Genomic DNA, 17,024 nt, shown 5'->3' with positions numbered 1-17,024 from the left:
TTTTCGGTATAGATTGTGTTTAATCTCTGCCCATCGAGCATCTTGTCGCAATAGTCTGTCCGCGAAAACATAGGTGTCTGACATGACTGAAACTGCAAGCGAAGCCGATCAGCGGAGTCAGTCCGACAGGTTCAAAGAAGCTGCCGGCAAACACCAAGCGGACGAGGACGAAGCGCGCTGGGATGAGCGGCTAGAGTTGGTCGCGAAGGCTAAGCCAGACTAAAGCGGCTTCGCATCTCCTAGAAAGTATCCGTAAGGGCCTTTTAAGACGGTCGCCCGGAAACTGATCGTATCCCCAGCGTCCCGGCGGACAAGGTAATCTTCCCACGCCGGCGAGAAATCAACAAACAGATTAGGCTCCCCGCCAGCATAAAACTGCCCTCGGATTACGCTCCCACTTGGCTCCATTGAAGCCAGCTTTAGGGAGAGATCAAAAGTCTCTCCAACGTGCTGTTTGAGGAAGGCCTGTTGCTGTAATCTGGTGCCTCTCTTTGCTATCAGCTCGACATAAGCTGTTTCTGGCGCTGACTGGCTTACCCTTGGTATAGGACGTTGCACCTCACTGGATTGGCCTTGATCGTAGCTGACCAGCACCATTATCACGGCGACGAAGAAGAGGGCCGCGCCCAAAGCTTGAAACTGCCAAGCCTTGAAGCGAGTGGCGATCGCATGAGCCTGTGAAGCAAAGCCGAGAGCGCTGAACACTAACCCCACCGCACCGATGATCGACGCCCAAACATGATTCGCCAGAAACTGGAGCATACCGCTTTCATATCAGCGACACCGGTGTTTGCAAAAGATACAATCGCCAAAGATTTGCCGGATGCGAATGCTTAATTCGGGAGCACAGCTTAATTCAGGGGCTTATTTCAAGGGCAGTATGCTTAATTGATTGGCGAGCATTCAACGAACCTAAGGAACCTTGCCTGAATTAAGGATATTGCCCCTGGCGCGCACGGCGAGGCGATCAGGTTTCGTTTTGCGCGCCCCGCATCGCCTTCATGATATCGTGGAAGCGCTCGTGCAGCGTGGCGAGGCCGGCCTCCACATTCGCGGCGACGCCGCCCGCACAATAGGCGCCCAACGCGACCGAGGCGTCGGTGAGGCCTGCGGTGGCCGTGCCCCAGGCGCTCGCATCGGCTTCGGCGGGGGCGGACTGGCGGGCGATCTCACGCGACAGGGCGATGTAGTCGCCGACATTGCGGCAGGCGGCGGCGTTGCGGGCGTCGCCCTTCTCGGCGTGCCAATCGACCCGCAGCACGTCGTGGAATGCCTTGACGCTGCCGCTCAGTTCGGGGTGGCCGTCCTCGTCCGCCATCACGGGCGTGGCGGCGAGCGGAACGGTGGCCAGGATGGCGGCGGCGGCGAAGGTTCGGAGCATGGGAATCCCTCTTTCAAGATGGTGAACTATGTGCGGCGGGTGTGCCGGTTGCAGCGGCTTTTTGCAAACGATTCGCATCTTGCGCGCCGATAGCCGAGAAAAGACAGCGGTTCGCAGAGCGGCGCGCGACTTTGCGCGGGTGGGAACGCGTAGACTTCGCCGGGTCTCGCTTGCCGGAAGCCGCGCCTTGCGGCAGCATCCGGGCCGAAACGATCAGAGGGAATTTGCATGAAGCGTATCGCCGCGTCCGTCGTCAGCCTGCTCGCCATCGCCGCGAGCACACCCGCCTTCGCCGATGAGGGGTATTACCAGTATCCGACCGCGCGCGGCGACGTGCTCGTCTTCGCCAGCGAAGGCGATCTGTGGCGTGCGTCGCGCGATGGCGGCGCGGCGATCCGGCTGACCAATCACGAGGAAGAGGAAAGCAATGCGCATCTCTCCCCCGACGGGACGATGGTGGCCTTCAATGCGGGCTATGACAGCGGCAATGACGTCTATGTGATGCCGGTCGCGGGCGGCGCGCCCACGCGGGTGACCTTCCTGGGCGGCAGCGTGCAGACGGTTGGCTGGACGCCCGACGGCAAGGTCGTGTTCGCCACCACCAACGATGAAGGCGGGCTTGGCGAAGTGCTTCACACGGTCAGCCCCGACGGCGGCGATCCGCAGGCGATCGCGCTGTGGCGCGCAAACGATGCGACCTTCGGCAGCGATGGAACGCTCTTCTTCGCCCGTCGCGGCCTTTATGCCCGCGCCCGCGACAATGCGGTGATGTATCGCGGCGGCGGCACCGCGCAATTGTGGAAATGGCGCATGGGCTCGAATGGCGAGGCGACCCAGCTGCTGCCCGATTTCGCCGCCGGGATCCGCATGTCGATGGCTTATGGCGGCAGGATCTACTTCGTCGCCAACGAGAGCGGGGCCGATGCGGTGTGGTCGGTCGCCGAGGATGGATCGGGCGTGCGGCAGGAATCGGAGGAAATGCCCTTCCCCGTGCTGCAGGCGACGATCGATAATGGCGAAGTGTTCCTCCAGAACGGGGCCGACATCCACGTCTTCTCGACCACCGCCAAATCGATGCGCAAGCTGTCGATCGATATCGTGACCGACCGTGAACAGACCCGTGAACGCGCGATCGCCAATCCGCTGGAGAACATGACGGCGGCGCGGATGACGCCGTCGGGCGAGAGCGTCGCGATCACCGCGCGCGGCCGGGTTGCGCTGGGCTTTCCCAAGCAGCGGCGGCGGATCGAATTCCCGGTCCCGCTCGATGCCCGGGCGCGCGATGCGGTGGAGGGCCCGGACGGCACATATGTCTATCTGATCCTCGATCAGGACGTGCATGGCGATCTCTACCGCATGCCCGCCGACGGCACCGGTGAACCCGAGCCGGTCACGCAAGGGTACGATACATATATCTGGGGCTTCGACGTCGCGCCCGATGGCAAGACGATCATCGCCTGGGACAAGGCCGCGCGGCTGACCAAGGTCGACATCGCGACCGGCCGCGTCACCCAGCTGGCGAAGAACCGGACGGGCAACGATTCGCCCTTCTCCAGCATCAGCTTCTCGCCCGACGGGAAATACATCGCCTATAGCGAGGACCTGGTCGGCGGATCGGGCGGGCGCGGCGCGATCTTCGTACAGGATCTCGCCACCGGTCGCCGCGTGCAGGCGACCTCGGCCAAGTACAACGATTACGCCCCCGCCTTCGCGCATGACGGCGCGTGGCTCTATTTCGTGTCCGACCGCAATTTTGCGCCCGATCCCGGCCATCCGTGGGGCGATCGCAACATGGGCACCTCGTTCCCCGATCGCGGCGAGATCTACGCGCTGCAGCTCGATCCCGAGGCCGAGTTCCGCTTCACCGACGAGAACGAGCTGAGCGGCGCCGACGAGCCCGAAGAGCTCGAAACCGGCGATGCGGAAGACGAGGACGCGAAGGACGAGAGCGACAAGAAGGACGACGAGGCGAAGAGCGCCCGGATCGTTCTCGCAGGTCTTGCCGACCGGCTCTACAAGGTGCCGGGCGCTTCGGGCGTCGGCGGCATGCTGTACGCCAATGAGGGCTTTCTCTACACCGGCAGGGATCGCGACGTCGTTTCGATCAAGATCGATCGCGACGATCCGGAAATCGAGACGTTCGCTCCCAAGGCCGGCGCGTTCGAACTGTCGCGCGACGGCAAGACCGCGATGGTCCTCGGCGGATCGCCCGGCAACCCGGTGATCGCGCTGGTCCCCGCAGGCGCCAAGATGCCCGGTGATCTCGACGGCACGCAAGTGCGGGTGGGCGACTGGAAGCTGCAGGTCGATCCCGAAGCCGAATGGCACCAGATGTTTGTCGATGCGTGGCGCATGCACCGCGACTTCGCCTACGATCCCAAACTGCGCGGGCTCGACTGGGAGGCGGTGCGCACCCGGATCGAGCCGCTGGTCGACCGGATCGGCAGCCGCAGCGAGTTGAACGCGATCCTCGGCCAGATGGCCGCGCCGCTCGGCATCCTCCACAGCCAGGTCCGCGCCGGCGATGTTCCGCGCGACGAGGAGAACGTGCAGAGCGCCTATCTCGGCGCCGAGCTTACTCCGGTCGATGGCGGGGTGCGGATCGACCGCATCTTCCTCAACGACCGCGATCTCGTCTCGATGCGCCCGCCGCTCGCACGGCCCGGCGTGGACGTCCGCAATGGCGACGTCATCACCCGCGTCGATGGCCGCGCGGTGCGCGACATGGAAGACCTGGCGCAGGCGCTCGCAGGCAAGGTGGGTCAGGAAGTCCGGCTCGACATGCAGCGCGGCGGGGCGAGCGTCTCCACCATCGTCCAGCCGATGGATGGCGGCGGCGATTACATGGCCCGCTGGTATGACCGGGTCGAGCACAAGAAGACGCAAACCAGCCAGCTTTCGAACGGCAATGTCGGCTACATCGCGCTGAAGGCCATGGGCGGCGACGACGTCGCGACCTTCGCGCGCGAGTTCTATTCTCAACTCGACAAGGACGGGATGATCATCGACGTGCGCGGCAATAATGGCGGCAATGTCGACAGCGTGATCATCACCCAGTTGCTGCGCCGCGCCTGGGCCTTCTGGGCGACCGAAGGCGGCACGCCCTACACCAATATGCAGGACGCCTATCGCGGTCACATCGCGGTGCTGATTGATGAGCGCACCTATTCCGATGGCGAGACCTTCGCCGCCGGAATCAAGTCGCTCGGCATCGGGCCGCTGATCGGCAAGCGCACCGCAGGCGCAGGCATCTGGCTGTCGGGCCGCAACCCGCTGACCGATAACGGCATGGTCCGGATCGCCGAATATGCGCAATACGGGCTCGACGGTCGCTGGCTGGTCGAAGGCTGGGGCGTTTCGCCCGACATCGCGGTCGAGAATCCGCCGCACGCGACCTATGCCGGAGAGGACGCGCAACTGGCCGCGGCGGTGAACTGGCTGGAAGCGAAGATCGCTGCCGAGCCGATTGCGCCGCTGGTCCCGCAGCCGCTTCCCCCGGTCGGCACCCCGGCCCGCGATCCGCAAGTGCTGGACTGAGACCGCGCGACCACCGCTCCCTTTCACCGGCGCGCGGCCTCCCGCGCGCCGGTGGATATGGTTAAAATGGGTTTAGCGTGCCTCGTACCGGTTCGTTTGCCTTTCGCACCGGATAACCGGGCCCAAGCGTAACCGCTCCGGCCATTCGGGATCGCCGGACGGATCGCTCGGACTGGGAGGTCCAGAACCGGTGGGTATTGAACTAGAGGCTGCACCGCACGCAGCCGATGACCATGTGCGCGAAATCGAGGGCGACGCCCCGCGCGATGCAACCGCGCTGAAAAGCGCCGCGCCTTTGGCCGCCGCGCTCGCGCTGGCCGCTTGCGGCGGAGACAGCGGCGGATCGCCCGCTCCCCCGACCGGCGAGGGCGGCGGCGGTGGCGGACCTCCTCCGCCCACGGTCGCCAAGCCCGCCACCGATGCCGCCGCGGCGCGCTTCCTGCTCCATGCCGGACTGTCCGCCTCAATCGGCGATATCGAGGCGGTGAAGCGCGATGGCTACGAACCATGGCTCGATGCGCGGATGGCCGCGCCGGTCGCGCGCACGGGGCGCAGCTGGATGAATGCCCAAGGCTACGACCGGGTCGATTCGAACAAGTATTTCAACAATTCGAGCCTGGCCGACCACATGGCCTGGGCGCAGTTGATGATGCCCGAGGACGGCGTGCGGCGACGGATCGCACTGGCGCTGTCGCAATTCTTCGTGGTCTCGACCAACGGAGTCAACTTCGCGTGGCGCAGTCAGGCCATGGCGAAATACTGGGACATCCTCTCCGCCCGCGCCTTCGGCAATTTCCGCGACCTGCTCGAAGACATCACGCTCAACCCCGCGATGGGCGTGTGGCTCAACACCCGCGGCAACCGGGCGGCCGATTCCAAGGGACGCGAGCCCGACGAGAATTACGCCCGCGAAGTGATGCAATTGTTCACGATCGGGCTCTACCGGCTGGAGCAGGACGGCACGCCGACGCTCGGTAGCAACGGCGCCCCGATCGAAACCTACACCAATGACGACGTGACCGGGCTGGCCAAGGTCTTCACGGGTTACGATTTCGATTACTCGCAGAACACGAAGATCCCCCGGCCGGACGCTCCCGGCAGTTCGGTCGACAGCATCGAATACACCCAGCTGCCCATGACGACCGACCCTTCGAAGTGGAAATACACGCGCAAAAGCGGGTTCCATTCCGCGCTCGAGAAGAGCTTCCTGGGCACGACGATCCCTGCTGGAACGGGCCCCGAAGCCGCGCTCAAGACCGCGCTCGACACATTGTTCAACCATCCCAATGTCGGCCCGTTTTTCGGCCAGCAGATGATCCAGCGGCTGGTCACCAGCAATCCGAGCCGCGCTTATGTCTCCCGCGTTGCCGCCACCTTCGCCGATAACGGGAGCGGCCAGCGCGGCGATTTGCGCGCGGTGTTCAAGGCGATCCTGCTGGATCAGGAAGCGCTTTCGGCGGACAGTCTCACCTCGTGGGGCTTCGGCAAATTGCGCGAACCGATGCTGCGGCTGGCGCAATGGGCGCTGACCTTCGGGGCGACTTCATCCGACGGCAGATGGCAGGTCCAGAACCTGTCCGATGCCGATGACGAACTGGCGCAAAGTCCGCTGCGCTCGCCCTCGGTGTTCAATTTCTACCGGCCGGGCCACATTCCCAGCAATTCGCAGGCTGCCGCCAACGACATGGTCGCGCCCGAATTCCAGATCGTCGACGAGATCAGCATTGCCGGCTACGTCAATTTCATCGAGAAAGTGATCGAGAACAAGCACTGGGCCCTGAAAGGCGTGTCCGCGCCCTACACCGCCGAACTCGCCCTCGCCCACCAGCCCGACAAGCTGGTCGATCGGCTCTCGCTCCTCCTCACCGCGGACCAGCTGACCGATGCGACGAAAACGCTGATCCGCGATGCCCTGGCAGAGAAAACCGTGACCGAAAGCTCAAGCGAGAGCGACAAGCAGAAGCGCGTATTCCTTGCGGTCCTGCTGGTCATGGCCTCGCCCGAATATCTGGTCCAGAAATAGGAGCGCCGACCCCATGTTCATCGGCAAACTCGACGATATCACGCGGCGTGCTTTCCTTCAGCGCAGCGGCCAGTTCGCGATTGCGGGCGCGGCGTCTTCCTACGCGCTCGGCCTGCACAACATCGCGCAGGCAGCCGCATTCGACGGCGGCGGAGGCTACAAGGCCCTGGTCTGCATCTTCCTGTTCGGCGGTAATGACCATTCGAACATGATCGTGCCGTTCGATGCGAGCAATTACGCGCGCTATTCGGCGATCCGTGGCGGCAATGGAGAGGCCGGTGGCGGGATCGCGATCCCGCGCGCTGACCTCGCCGCCACAGCGCTCACCACGCCCGAAGACCAGCGCCTGACCGACGATATTCGCTATGCGATGAACCCGTTCATGCCGCGGATGGCCCGGCGCTTCGCCGAAAAACGGATGGCTCCGCTGCTCAATGTCGGGCCGCTGGTCGCGCCGCTGACGCTGGAGCAATACAAGAGCGGCAATCACCGCGCCTATCCGCGCCCGGCCAAGCTGTTCTCGCACAACGATCAGCAATCTACCTGGCAGAGCTTCAATTCCGAAGGATCGACCGTCGGCTGGGGCGGCAGGCTGGGCGATTTGGCCCTGTCGTCGAACCACAATGCGATCTTCACCTGCGTTTCGGCAGGCGGCAATGCGGTCTTCCTGCCGGGTAGCAACGCCTTCGGCTATCAGGTGTCGAACAAGGGCGCGGTCGGGGTCAACGCGCTCTCGCGCAACGTGTACGGCCATTCGGGCGCGCGCGAGGCGCTGCGCAGCCTGATGACGCAATCGAGCGGCCACGTGCTCGAAGCCGATTATGCGCGCACCTGCCAGCGCTCGATCCAGACCGAGGGGTTTCTCAACGACGCGCTCTCAAAGGTGAGCGTGATCACCGATTTCAACGATCCGGGGGGCAACAATCGGCTGGCCGGGCAGCTCGAAATCGTCGCTCGCATGATCGCCGCGCGATCCGCCCTCGGCGTGAAACGGCAGGTCTTCTTCGTCAGCATGGGCGGGTTCGACAATCACGACGATCTGATGGCCAAGCACGGGCCCCTGATGGGACAGCTCGATTTCGCGATGGACGCCTTCTACCGCGCCACCGTCGAGCTTGGCGTTGCCGATGCCGTGACCAGCTTCACCGCCTCCGATTTCGGGCGCACACTGGCCTCGAACGGTGACGGTTCGGATCACGGCTGGGGCTCGCACCACATGGTGCTCGGCGGCGCCGTCAATGGCGGGCGCTTCTTCGGCACCGCACCGCATATCGGCCTCGATACGCCCGACCAGGTCGGCCAGGGACGGTTGCTGCCCACCACGTCGGTCGATCAGTATTCGTCGACGCTCGCGCGCTGGTTTGGCGTCGCGCCGTCCGAATTGCCGACGATCGCGCCCAATATCGGGCGCTTCGCCACCGCCGACCTGGGGTTCATGGGCTAGGGCATTCGCGCGTCAGGACATTTTCTTTCATTCGCGCATTGGTCGTTCGAACAGGAGATTTGAATGACCGACCAACCTACCCTCCCCCTCAACGACGGCCGCCACATTCCGCAGCTCGGCTTCGGCACCTGGCAGATCGACGAGGACAACGCCCCCGATGCGGTGCGCGCCGCGCTTGAAGCCGGATACTGGCTCGTCGACACGGCCGCGATCTACAAGAACGAAGAAGGCGTCGGCAAAGGCATCGGCGACTGGTCCGATATCTTCCTCCAGACCAAGATCTGGAACGCCAGCCAGGGCTACGAGCGGACCAAGAAGGCGATGGACAACAGCCTTTCGCGCCTTGGGCGCGAGCATGTCGACATGCTGCTGATCCACTGGCCCTGCCCCGACAACGATCTGTTCGTCGACACCTGGAAGGCGATGATCGAGATCCGCGACGAAGGCAAAGCCAAGTCGATCGGCGTCTCGAACTTCCGCGAACAGGATCTGAAACGCATCGTCGACGAGACCGGGGTGACCCCGGCGCTCAACCAGATTGAATTGCACCCGAGCTTCCAGCAACGCGAGATGCGCAAGGTGCACGAGGATATGGGCATCGTCACCCAGAGCTGGTCCCCGCTCGGCCAGGGCAACGGGATGAGCAACGAGACGGTCAAGGCGATTGCAGAGGAAACCGGGCAGTCCGCCAGCGCGGTGATCATCCGCTGGCATATCCAGCACGGCTTCACGGTGCTGCCGCGCTCGACCAACCCCGATCATATCCGCGACAATTTCAGCGCGCTGTCGTTCGAACTGAGCGACGATCAGATGGCCAAGATCGACGCTCTCGACAGCGAAGATGGCCGGATGGGCCCGAACCCGGGCGAATTCAACGACGGGTAATGATAAGGAAGGTGCCCGCCCCGAAGGGCGGGCACCCTTCTGTCCAGTCTAGAATGACAGCGCTTTCACGCGCTTCACGCTCTCGAGTTCACACGCCGCGTCGATCACGTCCTGCCCGACCGGCTGGTCGACGCTCAGCAGCAGCACCGCTTCGCCGGTGGTCGCCCGTCGGCCGAGGTTGAAGTTGCCGATATTGATGCCGTGATCGCCCAGCAGCGAGCCGATCCGGCCGATGAAGCCGGGCGTATCCTCGTTGACGATGTAGATCATCTCGTCCTCGAGCGCGGCCTCGATATTGACGCCGGCCAGCTCGACCAGGCGCGGTGCGGCATCGCCGAAAAGCGTGCCCGCGACCGAGCGTTTGCCCTTGTCCGCGACATAGGTGATCCGCAGCAGCGTGTGATAGGTGCCTTCGCGCTGGTTGCGGATTTCGCTGACTTCGAGCCCGCGTTCCTTGGCCAGGTACGGCGCGTTGACCATGTTCACCGACTGCGAATAGTGGCTCATGATCCCGGCCAGCACCGCGGCGGTGATCGGCTTCTGGTTGAGCTCCGCCGCCGCGCCTTCGACTTCGATCGCCACGCTGGTGATGTTGCCGGTGGCAATCTGGCCGACCAGCGAGCCGAGCTTTTCCGCCAGCGCCATATAGGGCTTCAGCTTGGGGGCTTCCTCGGCGCTGAGGCTCGGCACGTTCAGCGCATTGGTGACGCCGCCGGTGGTCAGGTAATCGGCCATCTGCTCGGCGACCTGGATCGCGACATTGACCTGCGCCTCGGTGGTCGAAGCGCCCAGATGCGGGGTGCAGATGAAATTGGGCGCATCGAACAGCGGCGATTCCTTGGCCGGTTCGGTTTCGAACACGTCGAGCGCCGCCCCGCCGACCTGTCCGCTTTCGAGCGCGTCCTTGAGCGCCGCCTCGTCGATCAGCCCGCCGCGCGCGCAATTGACGATGCGCACGCCCTTCTTGGTCTTGGCGAGGTTCTCGGCCGAGAGGATGCCCCGCGTCTCGTCGGTCAGCGGGGTGTGGAGCGTGATGAAATCGGCGCGCGCGAGCAGCGTGTCGAGATCGACCTTCTCGACGCCCATTTCGACCGCACGATCGGCGGTGAGATAGGGATCGAATGCGATCACCTTCATCTTCAGCCCCAGAGCGCGCGCGGCGACGATCGAGCCGATATTGCCGGCGCCGATCAGGCCGAGCGTCTTACCGGTCAGCTCCACGCCCATATATTTGGATTTGGGCCATTCGCCCGCCTTGGTCTCGCGGTCGGCCATCGGGATCTGCCGCGCGAGCGCGAACAGCATGGCGATCGCGTGTTCGGCGGTGGTGATCGAGTTGCCGAACGGCGTGTTCATCACCACCACACCGCCCGCGCTGGCGGCAGGGATGTCGACATTGTCGACGCCGATGCCGGCGCGGCCGATTACCTTGAGATTGGTCGCGGCTTCGAGGATTTCGGGCGTGACCTTGGTCGACGAACGGATCGCGAGCCCGTCATATTCGCCGATCACGGATTTGAGTTCGTCGGGTGTCATGCCGGGCTTCACGTCGACGTCGCAGCCATTGGCAGTGAAGATTTCGGCGGCCTTGGGGTCCATCTTGTCGGAAATGAGGACTTTGGGTTTCATGGAATTTTCCTTCTACTTCGTCATTCCCGCGCAGGCGGGAATCCATCTCCAGCGTCGGAAGCCGGGTCCCCGCCTTCGCGGGGATGACGAATTGAATTAATGGGAGACGGTCTCGTAAGCCCAGTCGAGCCACGGGCCGAGCGCCTCGATATCGGCGGTGTCCACGGTCGCTCCGCACCAGATGCGCAAGCCCGCAGGGGCATCGCGATAGCCGGCCACGTCATAGGCGGCATCGTGCTCTTCGAGCAGCGCGGCCATCCGCTTGATCATGTCGGTATCGGCACCTTCGACCGTCAGACAGACGCTGGTGTTCGAGCGGTTGGCCGGGTCGGCGGCGAGATGGCCGATCCAGTCGCGCTCCTTCACGATCGCATCGAGCGCAGCGGCGTTGGCATTCGCGCGGGCCTTCATCGCGGAAAGCCCGCCGATCCCCTTGGCCCATTCGAGCGCCCAGATCGCATCCTCGACCGCGAGCATCGAGGGCGTGTTGATCGTCTCGCCCTTGAAGATGCCTTCGATCAGCTTGCCGCCCTTGGTCAGGCGGAAGATCTTGGGCAGCGGACGATCGGGCGTAAAGCTCTCGAGCCGTTCGACAGCGCGCGGGCCGAGGATCAGCACGCCATGCGCACCTTCGCCGCCGAGTACTTTCTGCCAGCTGAAGGTCAGCACATCGACCTTGTCCCAGTCGATATCCTGCGCAAACACCGCGCTGGTCGCATCGGCGATGGTGAGGCCCTCGCGGTCGACAGCGATCCAATCGGCATCTGGCACGCGCACACCGCTGGTGGTGCCGTTCCAGGTGAAGATCACATCGTTCGACCAGTCGACCTGCAAGAGATCGGGAAGGTCACCATAATCGGCGCGGATCACGGTCGGGTCGATCTTGAGCTGCTTGACCGCGTCGGTCACCCAGCCTTCGCCGAAGCTTTCCCATGCCAGGGTCGTGACCGGGCGCGCGCCGAGCATCGACCACATCGCCATCTCCACCGCGCCGGTATCGGACGCCGGCACGATGCCGATTCGGTGCGATTCGGGCACTTCGAGCACCTCGCGCAGCAGATCGATGGATTTTTTTAATCGCGCCTTGCCGAGCTTGGAGCGGTGCGAACGCCCCATCACTTCCGTGGCAATTTCGGCAGGATTCCAGCCCGGCGGTTTGGCGCAGGGACCGGACGAAAAGTATGGGCGCGCGGGTTTGCGCGCAGGTAAGTCATTCATTTCAAAACTCTCCTCACAGAGAGCACGCGCGGCGTTGGGACCGCGTGGCCCGTCGACGTGGGTAACCGAGCACCACGCCAAGTCAAGCCGGGCACGATGGTTCGCAGGCAAAACCCAGACGAACCGGTGACCATCCGCGCCAAAAAGATGACCGAGAGGTTAAACCTTGCTTAGCTATTAACACTGAGAATTAGTCTCAAAGAGGAGGAAACAACGCGATGAGATTCCGGTTTGGACGACTTTTCAGGCGGAGACGTAAATATATGCGCTTCGCCCTCGTCCCGAAACGGTTGTCCAATGGGACATGGGTTTGGCTCGAAACATATTCGCGCCAGGACTATCTGCGATTCGACCGCGAGCCTCAACGAAAGGAGCCTCGTTCCCCGGCGCCGCCACCGGCGACGCCACTGACCCCGGCGCTAAACCAGAAGCCTGCATCTACGCCGCGCAGGTGGCGCGACGTGCCCCAGAAGGTCGATCTCTCGGACCGCCTGGAAATGGCGTTCGAACCCATCATCGATGTCGCGACCGAGAAGATCGCGGGCTTTCATGCCGTGCCGATCACGCAAGACGCCGAAGATCGGTTGGATGTCATCGTCTCGGAAGACCGAGTCGGCCTGCTCGAATTCGGGGCGTGGTCGGTAGAGACCGCTTGCCGGCTATCGGCGACCTGGCCTGCGGGCGCGCGCATATCCTTCGATATCTCCCGGTTCATGCCGATGGTCGGCGCCATTCGCGAGCGGATCGAGCCGGTCGTTACCGACCTCCGCTTCCCTCCCGAACGCTTCGGGCTGGTGGTAAACGAGGATGCCGTCGCTCAGGCGAGCTTCGATGAACTGAAGCAATTGGCCGAACTCCGGCAACTCGGCGTCGCCATCGCGCTCGACTGTTCGACCGGCAACCCGGCCCCGAGCGAGCGTATCGGACAGTTTCGTTTCGACGAACTCAAGCTGCGCAGCGACGTCGCGAACGAGACCGATGTCGCGGCAGGCGATTACTCCCGATGGATGAAGTTCGCCGAACTGACGGTCGCGCTGGGCACGAAGTTAACGGCAATCGGCGTGGCCTCCGAGCAGGAGGTTTCATTCGTGCGCGATAACGGATTCACTCACGCGCAGGGCCCTCACATCAGCGCACCGGTCGATGCCCGCCGTGCGCTCTCGATGCTGATCGGCGACCAAACCCGCAGGCCCCACAGCTATCGCCCCCTGCGGGAGGCCCGCGCGCCTCTCAAAAGACGAGTTGGGGTAAATCATCAAGGTTACTGCCACGAGGGTGAGGTTCACAATCTGTCAACCAAGGGAGCCATGATCGACGGGTTGTGGAACGTGCCGAGAGGAACAAGGCTCGCCCTCCAGTTCTCCGATGAGAATTGGGTCTGGGCAACCGTCAGGTGGGGCCAAGGCGATCGTACCGGCGTCGAGTTCGATCATGCGCTCGACCTTGCCAGGCTCAGCGATGGGCGCGATTTCGCTCCGGTCATCGGTTGGCGGGAGGTGACCTCACAGATCAGGGCGGGGTAGCGCCCGGTCGGGGCTGAGCGGGTCAAAAGGTAAAAGCCGCATTAACCTATTTCGATTGCTTAAAATTTTCCTTCTCCACGCAGAAGGAAGGCATGACAAAACGCACCGCCCTTCTCCCGCTGGTAACCATGCTGCCGATCGCACTTGGCGCATGTTCGGTCATTCCCGACAGCGTCGCGCCCGCTTCCGAACGCTCCTACCGCGCGACGGTCGAGCGCCCGGATTATGCCGCCGCGCGCCGCGCTATGCAGACGCCGCAGCGTCAGGCGACTCCGCGTTCGACTCAATTGTCGACGATCCGGGGCGACACCTGCACAGCCCATCTGTCGCAGCAGAAAGTGAACTTCACCCCGCTGCCGGACAAGTATTACGGTGCCGGTTGCGCCACGGTCGGCAGCGTATCGGTGACCGGACTGCAGGGCGATTCACGCAGCTTCGAGATCAGCAATCTCGGGCCGGTGGCCTGCCCGCTGGCAGAGAAGCTCGCCGGCTGGGCGCGCTTCGGCGTCGATCGCGCCGCGCGCAAAATGCTTGGTGCGTCGCTGGTACGGATCGAGACGATGGGTAGCTATTCGTGCCGCAACGTCGCCGGTTCCTCGCGCCGCAGCGCACACGCGACCGCCGAGGCGATCGACGTCTCAGCCTTCATCCTGTCGGACGGCCGCCGGATCGTGCTGAAAGAGGCGTGGGATAATGGCAGCGCCGACGAACGCGAATTCCTCCGCGTGATCCATTCGAGCGCCTGCAAGCGCTTCGGCACGGTTCTGGGCCCCGAATACAACGCCGCGCACCGCGATCACTTTCACCTCGAACTGGGGGGCGGCACCTATTGCCGCTAAGGCGCGCGCCCGTCAGTCCTCGGGATCGTAGAAACTGTAGTCTGGCAGTCCCATGAAGGCTTCGCGCAGCGCGACGTTCCATTCGTCGGAGATCGCCTTCACATAGGTGTCGTTGCTGTCGAAGCGGCGCTCATGGAGCGGCTCGAAATTGTCCTTTTCGAGCACCATGCAATCGAGCGGCATGCCGACCGAGAGGTTCGCCGCGAGCGTGGAATCGAAGCTTACCAGCAGCAGCTTGACCGCATCCTCGAAGCTCATCGTCCGGTCGTAACCGCGCAGCAGGATCGGACGGCCGTATTTGGTCTCGCCGATCTGGAAGAACGGGGTTTCCGTCGACGCCTCGATGAAATTGCCTTCGGGATAGACCATGAACAGGCGCGGTTCCATTCCGGCGATCTGCCCGGCGATGATGATCGAGGCGGAGAAACTACGGGTCCCTTCGCGATCGTTGGCCTTCTGCCGCTCGGCCACGGTTTCGCGCAGCAGCCGCCCGACCCGCGTCGCGACCTGGAACATCGTATCCGCACCGAACAGCACGTTGTCGCGCTCGTCGGGGATCTTGCTGCGCTCTTCGAGCTGGCTGACGACCGATTGCGTGGTCGCAAGATTGCCCGCCGTCATCAGCGTGATCGTGCGCTCTCCCGGGACCGAGAAATTGAACATCTTGCGAAACACCGAGATGTTGTCGACGCCCGAATTCGTCCGCGTGTCGCTCATCAGCACGAGGCCCTTTTCGAGCATCAGGCCGCAGCAATAGGTCATTGTATTATCTTTCTTATTGTTGCTGTTGTTCGACCGACAGCTTCACTTCCAGGCTGCGATCCTTGGCACCCTGTGTGCGCCCGGTGATCGGGGCGGCTTCGCGATAGTCGCGCCCCGTGGCAACGCGGACATAGCGCTCGTCGGGGCTGATCCCGTTAGAAATGTCGAAGCCGACCCAACCCAGCCCGTCGACATGGGCTTCCGCCCAGGCGTGGCTGGCTTCCTGATCGACCCGGTCGTTCATCATCAGATAGCCGCTGACATAGCGTGTCGGGACATCGAGCGCGCGCGCTAGGCCGGCAAAGATATGCGCGTGGTCCTGGCATACGCCGTGGCCCGCTTCCATTGCCTCCTCGGCGCTGGTGGTCGCGTAGGTCGTGCCCTTGGTATAGCCGACCGCCTCGCGGATCGCGGAAGACAAATCGTGCAACATGGCGACATCGCGCGCTTCGGTAGTCTTAAATTGCGCCAGCAAGTCTTTCATCGCCTTGCCCGGACGGGTCTGGCGGGTCTGCGACGAGAACGCCCAGAGCGGCAAGTGACCGGCATGGCGGCCGATCACCCCGGCATAATCGGCGGTATCGACTTCGCCCTCGCACGAGACGATGACTTCCTCGACCCCTTCATCGACCGAGACCAGCGTGATGTGATTGTGGTTCTGGTCTTCGTATTCCAACTCGATCTTCGCGCCTACGAGCGACATTTCCCAATCGATGATCTCCTGCCCCTGCGTCGTCTTGGGCGTAAGGCGCAGACGCTGCAGCCCGTAATGCACCGGGGCATCGAAATCGTAGGTCGTCTCGTGGCGGATTTTCAGGCGGATGTGCGGTGCTCCTATTCGGTAAATCGGTAGTCGCGGGCGATCGCGGCGGCGAGGCTCTGATTGTCGGCGAGAAAGCCGAGGATGAACTGGTGGAGCCCTTCGTCGATGATCTCGCTCACGGTCAGCCCGGCCAGCCGCGTGTCGATATCGCGCAATAGCACATGTGACTCAGTTTCCTCGCCATAATCCTCGGCCAGATTGGCCATGTTGGATCGGATCTTGGCGTAGCTGAAGGCGAGACTGCGCGGGAAACGCCGGTCGAGGATAAGGAAATCGGCCAGGCTCTTGGCTTCCACCCCGACATGGTTGAGCCAGCGATAGGCCCTGTCCCCGCCGACCGAACGCAAGACATTCTCCCACTGCGCGCTGTCGAGACTGCCGCCGACATGCGCCAACGTGGGCAGCAGCAGGTAATACTTCACGTCGAGGATGCGCGCGGTGTTGTCGGCGCGTTCGATGAAGCTACCGATGCGCGCAAAATTGAACACGTCGGTGCGCAGCATCGACCCTTCCATCGCCCCGCGCACCAGCGTCGCCTCGCGCCGGATCGCGGCGATCACATCGCCCAATTGCGTCTGCGGGACCGGGCTGGCCAGCAGGTCGCGCACTTCCATCCAGCTCTCGTTGACCGTTTCCCACAATTCGCGGCTGATGACGTTGCGGACCGCACGGGCATTGGTCCGCACATTGCCGATCTGGGCCAGCACGCTCGCCGGATTGTTCTTTTCGCGGAGGATGAAATTCCACACCTGGATGCCGGTGTAGGTGCCGTGATTGGCCTCGTAATTCTCGCGCATCCCGGCGGTGGTGATGACTGAGCGCCATTCTTCCTGGCTGGTGAACTCGTCACGCGTCATCGCCATGCGGAAGCCCGCCTCGAGCAGGCGCGCGGTATTTTCCGCCCGCTCGAGATAGCGGAACATCCAGAAGATCGCGTTGGCGGTCCGGCCTAGCATGATT

At 63.4% G+C, this 17,024-nt stretch carries 14 protein-coding genes; 7 read left to right on the top strand and 7 right to left on the bottom strand.

The window, feature by feature from the left end; translation table 11 throughout:
* Window positions 1-82: 82 nt before the first annotated feature.
* Window positions 83-223, top strand: a complete 141-nt coding sequence (locus GRI68_RS13570; protein WP_199799683.1) for a hypothetical protein — start codon at window positions 83-85, stop codon at window positions 221-223.
* On the opposite strand, the gene GRI68_RS00630 is transcribed toward GRI68_RS13570, so the two are convergent.
* Together GRI68_RS00630 and GRI68_RS00625 are read right to left on the bottom strand one after the other, a co-directional pair.
* Window positions 220-762 (bottom strand): hypothetical protein, encoded by a 543-nt coding sequence (locus GRI68_RS00630; RefSeq protein WP_160615219.1) that lies wholly within the window; start codon window positions 760-762, stop codon window positions 220-222. The genes GRI68_RS13570 and GRI68_RS00630 overlap by 4 nt on opposite strands.
* Window positions 763-967: 205 nt before the next feature.
* Window positions 968-1,381, bottom strand: coding sequence for a hypothetical protein (locus GRI68_RS00625; protein ID WP_160615218.1), 414 nt, complete (start codon window positions 1,379-1,381; stop codon window positions 968-970).
* Between the two features lie 228 nt (window positions 1,382-1,609).
* Between GRI68_RS00625 and GRI68_RS00620 the strand changes: the two genes are divergently transcribed.
* From GRI68_RS00620 to GRI68_RS00605, 4 genes are all read left to right on the top strand, one after another.
* Window positions 1,610-4,918 carry a S41 family peptidase gene (locus GRI68_RS00620; RefSeq protein WP_160615217.1) on the top strand — a complete coding sequence of 1,103 codons (3,309 nt, stop codon included), beginning with the start codon at window positions 1,610-1,612 and terminating at the stop codon, window positions 4,916-4,918.
* A 190-nt stretch (window positions 4,919-5,108) separates the two neighbouring features.
* On the top strand, window positions 5,109-6,941 hold the full coding sequence (locus GRI68_RS00615) for a DUF1800 domain-containing protein (RefSeq protein ID WP_160615216.1): 1,833 nt from the start codon (window positions 5,109-5,111) through the stop codon (window positions 6,939-6,941).
* Window positions 6,942-6,954: 13 nt separating this feature from the next.
* Window positions 6,955-8,385 carry a DUF1501 domain-containing protein gene (locus GRI68_RS00610; protein ID WP_160615215.1) on the top strand — a complete coding sequence of 477 codons (1,431 nt, stop codon included), beginning with the start codon at window positions 6,955-6,957 and terminating at the stop codon, window positions 8,383-8,385.
* A gap of 63 nt (window positions 8,386-8,448) precedes the next feature.
* Window positions 8,449-9,270 (top strand): aldo/keto reductase, encoded by an 822-nt coding sequence (locus GRI68_RS00605; protein WP_160615214.1) that lies wholly within the window; start codon window positions 8,449-8,451, stop codon window positions 9,268-9,270.
* Window positions 9,271-9,318: 48 nt separating this feature from the next.
* Here the strand turns inward: GRI68_RS00605 and serA are convergent, their stop codons facing one another.
* Together serA and GRI68_RS00595 are read right to left on the bottom strand one after the other, a co-directional pair.
* On the bottom strand, window positions 9,319-10,899 hold the full coding sequence (gene serA, locus GRI68_RS00600; protein ID WP_160615213.1) for a phosphoglycerate dehydrogenase: 1,581 nt from the start codon (window positions 10,897-10,899) through the stop codon (window positions 9,319-9,321).
* A 96-nt stretch (window positions 10,900-10,995) separates the two neighbouring features.
* Window positions 10,996-12,117, bottom strand: coding sequence for a phosphoserine transaminase (locus tag GRI68_RS00595; protein WP_160615212.1), 1,122 nt, complete (start codon window positions 12,115-12,117; stop codon window positions 10,996-10,998).
* A 263-nt stretch (window positions 12,118-12,380) separates the two neighbouring features.
* On the opposite strand from GRI68_RS00595, the gene GRI68_RS00590 reads away from it, so the two are divergent.
* Together GRI68_RS00590 and GRI68_RS00585 are read left to right on the top strand one after the other, a co-directional pair.
* Window positions 12,381-13,640, top strand: coding sequence for an EAL domain-containing protein (locus tag GRI68_RS00590; protein ID WP_160615211.1), 1,260 nt, complete (start codon window positions 12,381-12,383; stop codon window positions 13,638-13,640).
* Window positions 13,641-13,732: 92 nt separating this feature from the next.
* A complete protein-coding gene (locus tag GRI68_RS00585; protein ID WP_234028672.1) occupies window positions 13,733-14,479 on the top strand; it encodes an extensin-like domain-containing protein in 747 nt (248 codons plus the stop codon).
* 12 nt (window positions 14,480-14,491) lie between these two features.
* Here the strand turns inward: GRI68_RS00585 and GRI68_RS00580 are convergent, their stop codons facing one another.
* Genes GRI68_RS00580 through GRI68_RS00570 form a run of 3 tightly spaced genes read right to left on the bottom strand, consistent with a single transcriptional unit; the run spans window position 14,492 to window position 17,020 of the window.
* Entirely contained in the window at window positions 14,492-15,241 is a 750-nt protein-coding gene (locus tag GRI68_RS00580; RefSeq protein WP_160615210.1) for a peptidase, read from the bottom strand.
* A 13-nt stretch (window positions 15,242-15,254) separates the two neighbouring features.
* The gene (locus tag GRI68_RS00575; RefSeq protein WP_325063814.1) at window positions 15,255-16,052 is read right to left on the bottom strand and encodes a transglutaminase family protein; all 798 of its coding nucleotides are present in this window, start codon (window positions 16,050-16,052) and stop codon (window positions 15,255-15,257) included.
* Between the two features lie 23 nt (window positions 16,053-16,075).
* Window positions 16,076-17,020 (bottom strand): alpha-E domain-containing protein, encoded by a 945-nt coding sequence (locus tag GRI68_RS00570; RefSeq protein ID WP_160615209.1) that lies wholly within the window; start codon window positions 17,018-17,020, stop codon window positions 16,076-16,078.
* Window positions 17,021-17,024: the final 4 nt, after the last annotated feature.

The sequence above is a fragment of the Alteriqipengyuania halimionae genome (genome assembly GCF_009827575.1).
Lineage (GTDB): Bacteria > Pseudomonadota > Alphaproteobacteria > Sphingomonadales > Sphingomonadaceae > Alteriqipengyuania_A > Alteriqipengyuania_A halimionae.
Note: the sequence above shows the minus strand (reverse complement) of the source record. Positions and strands in the feature narration are given on the sequence as shown.